General features: G+C 66.0%; 10 protein-coding genes and 1 pseudogene. 9 read left to right on the top strand and 2 right to left on the bottom strand.

The window, feature by feature from the left end; genetic code table 11:
- Nucleotides 1–65 precede the first annotated feature (65 nt).
- From WBB14_RS34900 to WBB14_RS34885, 4 genes are all read left to right on the top strand, one after another.
- Nucleotides 66–932, top strand: coding sequence for a DUF2950 family protein (locus WBB14_RS34900; protein WP_424243804.1), 867 nt, complete (start codon nucleotides 66–68; stop codon nucleotides 930–932).
- 173 nt (nucleotides 933–1,105) lie between these two features.
- Nucleotides 1,106–2,086: a YncE family protein gene (locus WBB14_RS34895; protein ID WP_424243803.1), complete on the top strand. Its 981-nt coding sequence runs from the start codon at nucleotides 1,106–1,108 to the stop codon at nucleotides 2,084–2,086.
- Nucleotides 2,087–2,153: 67 nt separating this feature from the next.
- Nucleotides 2,154–2,912, top strand: a complete 759-nt coding sequence (locus WBB14_RS34890; protein WP_424243805.1) for a polysaccharide deacetylase family protein — start codon at nucleotides 2,154–2,156, stop codon at nucleotides 2,910–2,912.
- A 2-nt stretch (nucleotides 2,913–2,914) separates the two neighbouring features.
- Nucleotides 2,915–3,922 (top strand): sterol desaturase family protein, encoded by a 1,008-nt coding sequence (locus WBB14_RS34885; RefSeq protein ID WP_424243802.1) that lies wholly within the window; start codon nucleotides 2,915–2,917, stop codon nucleotides 3,920–3,922.
- 92 nt (nucleotides 3,923–4,014) lie between these two features.
- Here the strand turns inward: WBB14_RS34885 and WBB14_RS34880 are convergent, their stop codons facing one another.
- Both WBB14_RS34880 and WBB14_RS34875 read right to left on the bottom strand, forming a co-directional pair.
- On the bottom strand, nucleotides 4,015–4,518 hold the full coding sequence (locus WBB14_RS34880) for an acyl-CoA thioesterase (protein WP_013391074.1): 504 nt from the start codon (nucleotides 4,516–4,518) through the stop codon (nucleotides 4,015–4,017).
- Between the two features lie 50 nt (nucleotides 4,519–4,568).
- Nucleotides 4,569–6,041, bottom strand: coding sequence for a DUF1254 domain-containing protein (locus WBB14_RS34875; RefSeq protein ID WP_424243801.1), 1,473 nt, complete (start codon nucleotides 6,039–6,041; stop codon nucleotides 4,569–4,571).
- 304 nt (nucleotides 6,042–6,345) lie between these two features.
- On the opposite strand from WBB14_RS34875, the gene fdnG reads away from it, so the two are divergent.
- From fdnG to WBB14_RS34850, 5 genes and pseudogenes are all read left to right on the top strand, one after another.
- A complete protein-coding gene (gene fdnG, locus WBB14_RS34870) occupies nucleotides 6,346–9,414 on the top strand; it encodes a formate dehydrogenase-N subunit alpha (RefSeq protein ID WP_424243800.1) in 3,069 nt (1,022 codons plus the stop codon).
- 10 nt (nucleotides 9,415–9,424) lie between these two features.
- Entirely contained in the window at nucleotides 9,425–10,324 is a 900-nt protein-coding gene (gene fdxH / locus WBB14_RS34865; protein ID WP_013391078.1) for a formate dehydrogenase subunit beta, read from the top strand.
- Nucleotides 10,317–10,949 carry a formate dehydrogenase subunit gamma gene (locus WBB14_RS34860; protein WP_424243799.1) on the top strand — a complete coding sequence of 211 codons (633 nt, stop codon included), beginning with the start codon at nucleotides 10,317–10,319 and terminating at the stop codon, nucleotides 10,947–10,949. Before fdxH ends, WBB14_RS34860 begins: the two co-directional genes overlap by 8 nt.
- Nucleotides 10,950–11,096: 147 nt before the next feature.
- Nucleotides 11,097–12,029, top strand: coding sequence for a formate dehydrogenase accessory protein FdhE (fdhE, locus tag WBB14_RS34855; protein WP_424243798.1), 933 nt, complete (start codon nucleotides 11,097–11,099; stop codon nucleotides 12,027–12,029).
- Between the two features lies 1 nt (nucleotide 12,030).
- A pseudogene (locus tag WBB14_RS34850) lies at nucleotides 12,031–12,229 on the top strand (L-seryl-tRNA(Sec) selenium transferase); the annotation flags it as partial.

The following is a 12,229-nucleotide window of genomic DNA, read 5'->3' as shown; positions in this document are numbered from 1 at the left end:
GGCCACGCCGGCGGCGGACGCGGCGGTGGCGGTGGCGGACATTTCGGCGGCCGGAGATAAGCATCATGGACAAGGGAACTCTCATGACCATTGCTCGTTTGCGCGCGCTGGGCGCCGCGTCGCTGCTGGCGCTGGGCCTGGCGGCCCCCGCCGCGGCGCAAAGCCTGTATCCGAGTCCGCAGGCCGCGGCCGACGCCTTTGTCGATGCCATGGCCACCAGCGACCTGGACGGACTGGCCAAGGTGCTGGGGCCGAATCACCGGAAGATCGTGCCTGGCGGCGTGGCGCAGGACGACATCTACCGCTTCCTGGCGGCCTGGTCGCGCAAGCACGAAATCGTCGCCGACGGCGGCCGTTCCTGGCTGGCGGTCGGGGATTCTGGCTGGACCCTGCCCGTACCTATCGTGCGTGCCGGGCAGGGCTGGCGTTTCGACCCGGCGGCCGGCACGGCGGAAATCCGCCGCCGCGCGATTGGCCGCAACGAACTGACCGCTATTGCCACGCTGCGGGAGTTGCAGGCCGCCCAGGCCCGCTACAAGGACGGCGTGGGCCAGGGGCGCTTTGCGAGCCGCCTGGTCAGCCGCCCGGGACAGCGCGACGGCCTGTATTGGCCCGAGGTCCCCGGCGCCCCGCAGCAGGCCTACGGGCTGGACGCGCTGAGCATGGGGCCGGAAGTGCCGCTGGACGACGCCTATTACGGCTACCGCTACAAGGTGATGCCGGGTGCCGATGGCAGCTCGTACCGGATCGTCGCCTGGCCGGCCCGTTACGGGCAGACCGGTATCGACACCTTTGTCATCGGCCCCGATGGGCGCGTGTTGGAGTCCGACCTGGGACCTTCGTCCGCGGCGCGCGCCGCGGCCTTGCGGGAACGCGATATCAGTGCCGGAACCTGGACCGACGCCGACGCGCAACCCGTTGGCAGCAAATGATTTTTCCGGCTTTCGGGGAGTAATCCGCGCACGCCTGTTGCTGGGTCGCAACAGGCGTGTCCGTTTGTCCGCGTGGCGTGGCGCGACGCCCTTTTGTCAGCCCGCTATGCCTAAAATGGCGAGCACCGGGACCCTGCCCGATACCCCTTTGCCGGACCTAGAAATTGAACCCCATGCATTTTGTCCGCTACGCCCTGTTCGGCGTAGGGATGGCGCTGAGCGCCGCGGCGGCCTCGGCCCCGATTTTCGTCCTGAACTCCCTGGACGCCAACGTCAGCATCGTTGATCCGACCTCGTACAAGGAATTGCGGCGCGTGCCCACGGGCAAGGAGCCGCATCACCTGTACCTGACCCCCGACGAAAAGTCGCTGATGGTGGCCAACGCCACCAGCGATTCGATCACGCTGATGGACCCCAAGACCGGTGAAGTGCAGCGCACGCTGACCGGCATCGTCGATCCCTATCAGCTGCAGTTTTCGCCGGACATGAAGTGGTTCGTGACTGCGGCCAACCGCCTGGACCACATCGACATCTATTCCTGGCATCCGCTGGAAAAGGGCTTCGACCTGAAACTGGTCAAGCGCATCCAGGCGGGCAAGACGCCCAGCCACATCATGATCGACAAGAACAGCACCACGGCCTACGTGACGCTGCAGGACAGCGATCAGCTCATCGCCATCGACCTGGCCACGCAGACGCCGAAGTGGACGGTGCCGGTGGGCAAGACGCCCGCCGACGTATTCCTGACGCCTGATCAGAAAACCTTGCTGGTGGCATTGACGGGCGACTCCTACGTCGAGGCCTACGACGTCAGCAACGGCCCGGCCAAGCTGGTGACGCGCATCAAGACCGCCGCCGGCGCCCACGCCTTCCGTGCGCAGGGCGACCACCGCCACCTGTTCGTCAGCAACCGCACCGCCAATTCCATCAGCCGCATCGACCTGCAGACGCTGGCCGTCACCGACACCTTCCCGGTGCCGGGCGGCCCTGACTGCATGGACGTGCTGGCCGACGGCAAGACGCTGCTGGTCACTTCGCGCTGGGCCCGCAAGCTCACCGTGGTGGACCTGGAGCAGAAGAAGGTGGTCAATCAGGTGCCGGTGGGCAAGTCGCCCCACGGCGTCTGGACCTTGAACCATGCTCCTACGCGGTAAGAAGAGCCCCCACGCCGCGCCCACCTGCGGGGGCTTGCCGGCAAAACGGCATGTGGCTGTGGCTGTGATGTGCGCGCTGGCCTTTCCCGCCATGGGAACGGCCGCGCCCGCTGCCTGCGACAAGCCGGTCTACCTGACTTTCGATACCGGTCATATGGGCGTGGCCCCGCTGATCGCCGACGTGCTGGCCCGCCACAACGTCAAGGTCACCTTCTTCCTGGCCAACGAACGCACGCTGACCGACGGCTTCAGCCTGGATGACGTGTGGGCGCCGTGGTGGAAGGCGCGCGCGGCCGAAGGCCATGTCTTCGGTTCGCATACCTACGATCACGTCTATTGGCAGGCCGACCTGCCCGGCGGCAAGTTCCGCGTCAAGCCCAGCGCCGGTCCGGACGCGGGCAAGCGCGCCGACTGGACGCCCGAACAGTATTGCGCCGAGATCAAGCGGTCCGTCACCCGTTTCCATCAGATGACGGGCAAGAACATGCTGCCGATCTACCGCGCCCCGGGCGGCAAGACCTCGCCCGCCCTGCTGAAGGCGGCCAAGGCCTGCGGCTTCGAGCATGTGGGCTGGGCGCCCGCCGGCTTCCTGGGCGATGAACTGCCCAGCGACAAGTATCCCAACGCCCGCCTGCTGGACCAGGCGCTGCGCACCATCAAGCCCGGCGACATCCTGCTGGCCCACCTGGGCATCTGGTCGCGCCAGGATCCCTGGGCGCCGGCCGTGCTGGAGCCGCTGATTGAAGGTTTGCAGCGCAAGGGCTATTGTTTTGCTACTTTGGACACGCATCCGTCCTACCGCGACTGGATCGCTACTCATCATTGATCATGGATACGCTTAGTCAATTGTTCGGAGAGTGCCAGCAATGGCTCTTCGAAACGGCGATTCAGCCCGCGCTGTTCCACCTGGGCCTGAGCAACTTCATCGAAGACGGCTACGACGCCACCATGTGGCTGCTGGTCGGCCTGCTGCAGGTCGCGGTGCTGGTGCTGATATTCGGCCCCTTGCAGCGCCTGCGCCCCGTGGAGGCGGTCACCGACCGCCGCCAGATCGGCATCGACGTGCTGTACACGCTGATCCACCGCCTGGGCGCGTTCCGCCTGCTGCTGTTCTTCACCGTGGATCCGCTGTGGGACAGCGTGTTCGGCCAACTGCACGTCTGGGGCTTCGCGGCCTTCCAGCTGGACCAGTACTGGCCCGGCGTCACGGACAAGGCCTGGGTCAGCCTGATCATCTACCTGCTGCTGTTCGACGCGGTGGACTACTTCTACCATCGCGCCCAGCATCGTTTCGGCTGGCTCTGGGCGCTGCATGCGGTGCACCACAGCCAGCGCCAGATGACAATCTGGAGCGACGACCGCAACCATCTGCTGGACGACATGTTGCGCGACGTGCTGGTGGTGTTCGTGTCGCAACTGGTGGGCGTGCCGCCGGCGCAGTTCGTCATTGTGGTGGCCATCACCCAGCTGGCGCAGAGCTTCTCGCACGCCAACTTGCGCATGCATTTCGGCGCCATCGGCGAGCGCCTGCTGGTCAGCCCGCGCTTTCACCGCCATCACCACTCCATCGCCTACGACGCCTCCTCGCCGGGGCCGGTGGGCGGCTACAACTTCGGCGCGCTGTTCCCCATCTGGGACGTACTGTTCCGCACCGCCCGCTTCGGCGTGGGCTATGGCCCCACGGGCATTCATGACCAGCAGGCGGAACTGGGCGGGCGCGATTACGGCCGCAGCTTCTGGTCGCAGCAGTGGCTGGGCTTGAAGCGCATGGTCGGCCGCGACCGCGAGCCCGCCGCCGCGCCGCCGGCGCCTCCGGCTTCCGCGGAACGCGCCTGAGAACGGCCCTGCGCGGTTCCCGAGCCGGAAGACGCGCAAGTAAAACGAGCCCGTATGGGCTCGTTTTACTTTGGCCGATCAGGAAGCCCGTTTCAGGGCTGACCGTCGTGCGTGGTTTCCCGTTTGATTTCGCCGTGCCGGCGTTCCATTTCCTGGCGCAGTTCGCGGCGCAGGCGGGCGGCTTCCATGCGTTGCTTTTCTTCCAGGTTGCGCGGTTCCAGCGGCGGCACCGCGGTCGGCGCGCCCTGCTCATCCACCGCCACCATCGTGAAGTAACAGCTGTTGGTGTGGCGCACCAGCTTCTTGCGGATGTCCTCGGTGACGACCTTGATGCCGATTTCCATCGAGGTGCGGCCGGTGTAGTTCACGGCTGCCAGGAAGGTCACCAGTTCGCCCACGTGGATAGGTTCGCGGAACACCACCTGGTCCACCGACAGGGTCACCACGTATTGGCCGGCGTACCGGCTGGCACAGGCATAGGCCACCTGGTCCAGGTACTTGAGGATGGTTCCGCCGTGCACATTTCCCGAGAAATTCGCCATGTCTGGCGTCATCAGGATGGTCATCGACAGTTGGTGGCTAAAGGCTTCGTCCATGGCGGTCGTTCAATCTTGAATAAAACACCTATGGTAGCGGCAGGCGCCTGTCATGGCTGGGTCTTTTCAGTGTTTTCCGGAGGGACTTCCACCGTTTCTTCAGGCGGGACGTCGCGCAGCAGGGCGGGCGGCGTCCACAATCCATCCAGCAGCGCGGGCTCGGGCGCATAGACGCGCAGCAGCACGCTGGCCGGCCCCGCGGCGGGCAGGGGCAACCAGTTGGTCTGTTCCTCGGGCGCGGGGGGCGCGTGGCTGACGCGCAGGTCCAGCGAACCGTCGGCGTTGTAGCGCAGGGGATCGCGGTCGCCCAGGGCGTAGCGGTTCAGCGGATTGGCAAACGGCATGCCTTGCGCGTCGTAGGCCGCCAGCGACCACATCGCTGCGGCGGGCGGCAACTGGCCGCTCTCGAAATGCAGCGTGTAGCCGTGCGCGCCGTCCAGCGGCGCGCCCTGGCTGTCGACGGCCAGCAGCAGCACGCTCAGGTCTTCGGGCAGGCCCGCGCCCGGCTGCGCCTGCGCCGCCAGGGCGCGCCGCAGGTAGGAATTGCCGTAGACCCCGATGCTGGCGGTTTCCTGGTGCCAGCCGTTCACGCTGCGCACCGTGCCGCCGGCTGCGGCCATCATCCGCTCGCGAGCCGCCCGCAGGCCGCGCCGCAAACCCTGCTTGGCGGGGTGGCCGAGCTGGGCGAAGTCGAACGGCCGGCCGGCGATCAGCCCGGCGCCGCGCAGCTTGGCCAGCACCGGCTGGTCGGTGGGATGCGGCGGATTCTTGCGCAGCAGCTCGGCCGCGTACTCGAAGTAGGCGTCGGTCGGCATGGATTCGACCTGCTCGCGCACCGGGACCTGCAGATTCAGGGAAGGATCGGATTTCAATCGCTGCGCCTGCGCCGGCAGATTCCATTGCGCCAGCGGCGTCAGCGCGAAGCCGTCCTGCAAACCGTGGACCGCAGGGTAGTCCGCTGGTCCGTTCGTCTGGATCAGGTTCTTGGCCCACACGTAGGTGGTGGGCGCGTCGATGCGCGCCATGCCCGAGGGCAGCACGCCGCTCCAGCCTGGCGGCACGATCACGGTATTGCCCTTGGCCGTGCCGGTGCTGCGCTTGCCCAGCGTGGCAAACACATCGGTCCACATGTCCAGCAGCGTCAGCGTGTAGAGCCTGCCTTGCGTGTCCGGCGCCGACAGCACCACCGGCCCGGACGTCAGGTCCAGCCAGGCGGTGCTGCGCAGCATGTCGGGATTGGCCCAGGGCGTGGCGGCGCCGGGCTGCGGCAACGCGCGCCCGTGCAGGAAGGTGTTGGCGGGCGCACCCTCGGCGCCGCGGGACGGATGGGTGAACTGGCGGCGGGTCAGGTCCATCGTGACCAGCGGATAGAAGTAGAGATAGCCTTCCATCGCCGCCTGGTGGGCTGCTTCGGTAGCGGCGGCGGCCGGGGTCGGGGCGGCTGGCGCCGCCAGGACGGGTGCGGCCGGCGCCAGCGCGGCGACGGCGGCGAAAGACAGGGCCAGGGCAACAAGGCGGCGCATCGGCGCTCCTACGGTCATGCGGGGAAAAGAGGGAGAGCGGGCCGGCGCGGCGTCCCCGCAGCGGGAGCCCGCCGGCCAGTCCAGGCAGCCGGGAATGGTAGCAGCCGCGGGATCATCCAAAATCTGTGAAAAAACCCGATTTGGCGGCCAAGTTTCAGACATAAGGACGGTCAGCCTTAGGACTGATCTCATGGCGCGACCGTCTCGCAAAGCCTATACTCGGGAAAATATCCTTGGAAGTCGTAGGGCCTTTTCGCTTCGGCGGCCTGAAGGCTTTCTTCATTCACCAGGAGAGGAGTGCTTCATGGTCAACATGAATCGCCGCCAGTTCTTCAAGGTGACCGGTGCGACGCTGGCAGGCTCCAGCCTGGCTTTGCTGGGGGCTGCCCCCGGCACGGCCATGGCCGAAGTCCGCCAGTACAAGCTTGCGCGCATGACTGAAACGCGCAACACCTGTCCCTACTGTTCGGTCGCCTGTGGATTGCTGATGTACGGCTTGGGCGACGGCTCCAAGAACGCCCGCGCCAGCATCATGCACATCGAGGGCGACCCGGACCACCCCGTCAACCGCGGCACGCTCTGTCCGAAGGGCGCTGCCCTGATCGACTTCATCCACAGCCCCAACCGCCTGAAGTACCCGGAATACCGGGCGCCAGGTTCGGACAAGTGGGTGCGGATGTCGTGGGACGACGCCCTGACTCGCATTACCAAGCTCATGAAGGCCGACCGCGACGCGAACTTCGTCGAGAAGACCGCGGATGGCAAAACCGTCAACCGGTGGCTGACCACCGGCATGCTGGCGGCCTCGGCAAGCAGCAACGAGGTCGGCTACATCACGCACAAGACCGTGCGCAGCATGGGGATACTGGCGTTCGACAATCAAGCCCGTGTCTGACATGGCCCGACGGTGGCAGGTCTTGCCCCGACGTTTGGCCGTGGAGCGATGACGAACCATTGGGTCGACATCAAGAACGCGGACGTAGTACTGATCATGGGCGGCAATGCCGCCGAGGCCCACCCTTGCGGGTTCAAATGGGTCACGGAAGCAAAAGCCCATAACAAGGCGAAGCTGATCGTCGTGGATCCGCGCTTCACGCGCTCGGCATCCGTGGCGGACTTCTACGCGCCCATACGCACCGGCACCGACATCATTTTCCTGGGCGGCGTCATCAAGTATCTGCTGGATAACGACAAGATCCAGCACGAGTACGTGCGCAACTACACGGACTTCTCCTTCATCGTGCGCGAGGACTTCGCGTTCGACGCAGGCCTGTATTCCGGCTACGACGCCGAGAAGCGCACCTACGACAAGGCCAGCTGGGACTACGAGCGCGGCGACGACGGCTACGTCAAGACCGACCCGACGCTGGCGCACCCGCGCAGCGTCTATCAGCTGCTGAAGAAGCACTATTCGCGCTACACCGAGGAAATGGTCGAGCGCGTCTGCGGCACGCCCAAGGACAAGTTCCTGAAGGTGTGCGAGATGCTGGCTTCCACCGCCACCACCAACCGCGCCGCGACCATCCTCTACGCGCTGGGCTGGACGCAGCACTCGATCGGTTCGCAGATCATCCGCACCGGCGCGATGGTGCAGCTGCTGCTGGGTAATATCGGCATCGCCGGCGGCGGCATGAACGCGCTGCGCGGGCACTCGAACATCCAGGGCCTGACCGACCTGGGCCTGATGTCGAACCTGCTGCCCGGCTACATGACCTTGCCCAACGAGCCCGAACAGGACTACGGCAAGTACATCGAGTCGCGCACGCAGAAGCCCTTGCGGCCCAACCAGCTCAGCTACTGGCAGAACTACAGCAAGTTCCACGTGAGCCTGATGAAGGCCTGGTGGGGCAAGTCCGCCACGGCCGAAAACAACTGGGCCTTCGACTACCTGCCCAAGCTCGACAAGCTCTACGACATGCTACAGGTCTACGAGCTCATGTTCCAGGGCAAGATGAACGGCTACATCGCCCAGGGCTTCAACCCCTTGGCCGCCGCGCCCAACAAGGCCAAGCTGAACGCCGGCTTCGCCAACCTGAAGTTCCTGGTCATCATGGACCCGCTGGTCACCGAGACCTCCGAGTTCTGGCGCAATGCGGGCGAAGCCAACGATGTGGATTCGTCCAAGATCCAGACCGAGGTCTTCCGCCTGCCGACCACCTGTTTCGCCGAGGAAGACGGCACGCTGGTGAACTCCGGCCGCTGGCTGCAATGGCACTGGAAGGGCGCCGAGCCCCCGGGCGAAGCCAAGAGCGACATCGAGATCATGGCGCTGCTGTTCACGCGCCTGCGCAAGATGTACCAGGACGAAGGCGGCAAGTACCCCGACCCCATCGTCAACCTGTCCTGGCCGTACTCCAATCCGCAGAATCCCACCGCGGAAGAGCTGGCCAAGGAATACACGGGCAAGGCGCTGGTAGAACTGACCGACCCCAAGGATCCTTCCAAGGTGACGCGCAAGGCCGGCGAGCAACTGGCCGGCTTCGCGGAACTGCGCGACGATGGTTCCACCATCAGCGGCTGTTGGATCTTCGCCGGCGCCTGGGGCCCCGGCGGCAACCTGATGGCGCGGCGCGACAACAGCGACCCGACCGGCATAGGCCAGACCCTGAACTGGGCCTGGGCCTGGCCGGCCAATCGCCGCGTCCTCTACAACCGCGCGTCCTGCGACGTGGCGGGCAAGCCGTTCGATCCGCGCCGCAGCCTGATCTCCTGGAACGGCAAGTTCTGGACCGGCGCCGACATCCCTGACTTCAAGGGCGATGAGAACCCCGACGGCGGCATGGGTCCCTTCATCATGAACCCCGAGGGCGTGGCGCGTTTCTTCGCGCGGGCGGGCATGGCCGAAGGGCCGTTCCCCGAGCACTACGAACCCTTCGAGACGCCGCTGGGCTACAACCCGCTGTATCCGAAGGCCAAGGGGGTCACCAGCAATCCAGCCGCGCGGGTCTTCAAGGACGACCTGGCCGCGATGGGCACGGTGGACAAGTTCCCCTACGTGGCCACCACCTACCGCCTGACGGAGCACTTCCACTACTGGACCAAGCACGTCCGCATCAACGCGATCCTCCAGCCGGAGCAGTTCGTGGAGATCGGCGAGGCGCTGGCCAAGGAATTGGGCATCGCCAACGGTTCGCGCGTGAAGGTGTCCTCCAACCGCGGCTACATCAAGGCCGTGGCGCTGGTCACCAAGCGCCTGCGCGCGCTGACTGTCGAAGGCAAGACGGTGCATCACGTCGGCATCCCCATCCACTGGGGCTTCGTGGGCCTGGCCAAACCCGGCTTCCTCACCAACACCCTGACGCCGTTCGTGGGCGACGGGAATTCCCAGACGCCGGAATTCAAGTCGTTCCTGGTGCAGGTCGAGAAGGCCTAAGGAGACCGACATGTCCATGCAATCCCTAGACATCAAGCGGCGCTCCGCCACCACCACGCCGCCGCCCGGCATCCGCGAGCCCATCACGGGCTCGGTGGCCAAGCTGATCGACGTCTCCAAGTGCATCGGCTGCAAGGCCTGCCAAAGCGCCTGTATGGAATGGAACGATCTGCGCGACGAGATCGGCACCAACGTGGGCGTCTACGACAATCCGGCCGACCTGACCGAGCATTCCTGGACGGTCATGCGCTTCTCCGAATACGAGAATCCGCAAGGCGACCTGGAATGGCTGATCCGCAAGGACGGCTGCATGCACTGCGAGGACCCGGGCTGCCTGAAGGCCTGTCCCTCGCCGGGCGCCATCATCCAATACACCAACGGCATCGTGGATTTCCACGAAGAGAACTGCATAGGCTGCGGCTACTGCATCACCGGCTGTCCGTTCAACGTGCCGCGCATCTCCAAGAAGGACCACAAGGCGTACAAGTGCACCCTGTGTTCCGACCGCGTGGCCGTCGGCCAGGAGCCGGCCTGCGTCAAGGCCTGTCCCACCGGCGCCATCGTCTTCGGCACCAAGGAAGACATGACGCAGCACGCCGAGGAGCGGATCGTCGACCTCAAGTCGCGCGGCTTCGACAAGGCTGGCCTGTATGACCCGCAGGGCGTGGGCGGCACCCACGTCATGTATGTGCTGCATCACGCCGACCAGCCCGGGCTGTATCACGGGCTGCCCAAGGACCCGCAGATCAGCCCCATGGTTTCGCTATGGAAGGGGCTGTCGAAACCCGTGGGCGTGGCCGTGATGGCCCTGACCGCGTTGGCGGGCTTCTTCCACTATGCCCGCGTTGGCCGCAACGAGGTGTCCGAGGAAGACGAACGCCGTGCCGAAGAGGAGGTGCGCCATGAGTGAAGACCGCCACTACCGCCGCATCAAGCGCTATACGCCGGGCGAGCGCACCAACCACTGGATCATCGCCTTCACGTTCATCCTGTTGGCGCTGTCCGGACTGGCGCTGTTCCACCCGTCCATGTACTGGCTGAGCAACCTGTTCGGAGGCGGCCCCTGGACGCGCATCCTGCATCCCTTCATCGGGGTGGTGATGTTCGCCTGCTTCGTCGTGTTCGCCGGCCATATGTGGCGGCACAACCTCATGACGAAGGCCGACCGCCAGTGGATGCGGCAACTGAACGACGTGGTCGAGAACCGCGAGGAAAAGCTGCCTGAAGTCGGCAAGTACAACGCCGGCCAGAAGCTGCTGTTCTATGTGCTGATCCTGTGCATGCTGGGCCTGTTCGCCAGCGGCATCGTGATCTGGCGCGAGTACTTCGCGTTCTATTTCCCGATCTGGGTCATCCGCGCCGCCTCGGTGCTGCATGCCGTCAGCGCGCTGGTGCTGATCTGCGCCATCATCGTGCACATCTACGCGGCGATCTGGGTCAAGGGTTCCTTGACCGCGATGCTGCGCGGGTATGTGACAGCGGGCTGGGCCTGGAAGCATCACCGCGCCTGGTTCCGGGAACAGATCAGAAAATAGAGGGGAAGGGCCCCCACGGCGCGCGCACTGCGTGCGTCCCGCTTGCCCTGCGGCAACCGGGGCCTTCCTGGCCCTCACGCACCCGCCCAACGGCTGCTATCCTTCTCCTTGAAGGCTGGCAGCCGTGTTTTTTTACTGGAGACGCAAGTGCAGCGAATTCTTCCGCGCGGCGAGATCGAAGCGCTAGACCACAATCGCATTCCCCAAGTCAGCCTGCCGGACCGCGGGTCCGTCTTCGCGACGCGCGCTGCGCGTTTGCGGCAGCTGGCGGCGGACAGCCCGGTGGCCGACTATCTGCTGCTGATGGCGCATCTGGTCGATGCCCAGCACCGCGCCTTGCAGGCTTGCGCGGCGCCCGAGGCATCCGAGGAGCGCATTTCGCTGGCGCAGGCGCATGGCATGCCGCCGCTGCAGGCGGTGGGCTGGCCGCGCGATCCGCTGTGGCGCGACATCCTGGGCCAACTGATTGCGCACGTGGCCGCAGCCAAGGACGTGCCGGCCGAGGCCGTCGAGGTCTGCGCCGGCCTGCGCCGCGCGCTGGCCGAGAACCCGGAGTCGCTGGAGGACCTGGCCGAGGCCGTGCTGTCCGAACAAGACCAGGGCGTCGATGGCGCCGTGGCGCCCTTCGTGATGGCGGCCCTGCAAGTTTATTGGACCGACCTGGCCAGCCGTTTCGATGAAAAGCAGTTGCCGGTCGCCAGTCCCTTCGGCGTCTGCCCGGTGTGCGCCAGCCTGCCGGTGGCCAGCGTGGTGCGCGTGGGCGGGCAGTTCGAAGGCTACCGCTACCTGTGCTGCAGCCTGTGCGCGACCCAATGGCACATGGTGCGGGTGAAGTGCTCCCACTGCGAAGACGTGGAGTCGGTGGCCTACCAGGCCATCGAGGGCCGCACGCCGGCCATCAAGGCCGAAACCTGCGACCACTGCCATACCTACCGCAAGATCTTCTACCAGGACAAGGACCTGCAGGTGGAGCCCGTGGCCGACGACCTGGCCAGCCTGATGCTGGACGTGCTGGTCGGCGAGGCGGGTTATTCGCGGGCCAGCGGCAATCCGCTGCTGTGGCACGGTTCGGAGGAATAGCATGGCTGCGCATACGCCCGAAGGCGGCGCGGCCGCAGTCTCCGACATTCCCTCCCTGGACCGCTTGCTGAACGCGCCGGCCATGCGCGCCGCGCTGGATGAGCATGGCAGGACCCAGGTGGTGGCGGCCCTGCGCCGCGACCTGGACGCGATGCGCGAACGCGCGCTGACCGGCGGGCTGCCGCGCCAGGAGCTCGATG

Origin of the sequence: Achromobacter sp., assembly GCF_049647645.1 — a bacterium.
Lineage (GTDB): Bacteria > Pseudomonadota > Gammaproteobacteria > Burkholderiales > Burkholderiaceae_B > Achromobacter.
The sequence above is the reverse complement of the archived record's forward strand: the minus strand, read 5'-3'. Positions and strand labels throughout refer to the sequence as shown.

Bases quoted from the DNA above. Each gene is read 5' to 3' on its own strand.
- WBB14_RS34880 (WP_013391074.1), bottom strand. From the start codon at position 4,518: ATGGACGAAGCCTTTAGCCACCAACTGTCGATGACCATCCTGATGACG.
- WBB14_RS34895 (WP_424243803.1), top strand. From the start codon at position 1,106: ATGCATTTTGTCCGCTACGCCCTGTTCGGCGTAGGGATGGCGCTGAGC.
- WBB14_RS34890 (WP_424243805.1), top strand. From the start codon at position 2,154: ATGTGCGCGCTGGCCTTTCCCGCCATGGGAACGGCCGCGCCCGCTGCC.
- WBB14_RS34875 (WP_424243801.1), bottom strand. From the start codon at position 6,041: ATGCGCCGCCTTGTTGCCCTGGCCCTGTCTTTCGCCGCCGTCGCCGCG.
- WBB14_RS34900 (WP_424243804.1), top strand. From the start codon at position 66: ATGGACAAGGGAACTCTCATGACCATTGCTCGTTTGCGCGCGCTGGGC.
- WBB14_RS34860 (WP_424243799.1), top strand. From the start codon at position 10,317: ATGAGTGAAGACCGCCACTACCGCCGCATCAAGCGCTATACGCCGGGC.
- fdxH (WP_013391078.1), top strand. From the start codon at position 9,425: ATGTCCATGCAATCCCTAGACATCAAGCGGCGCTCCGCCACCACCACG.
- WBB14_RS34885 (WP_424243802.1), top strand. From the start codon at position 2,915: ATGGATACGCTTAGTCAATTGTTCGGAGAGTGCCAGCAATGGCTCTTC.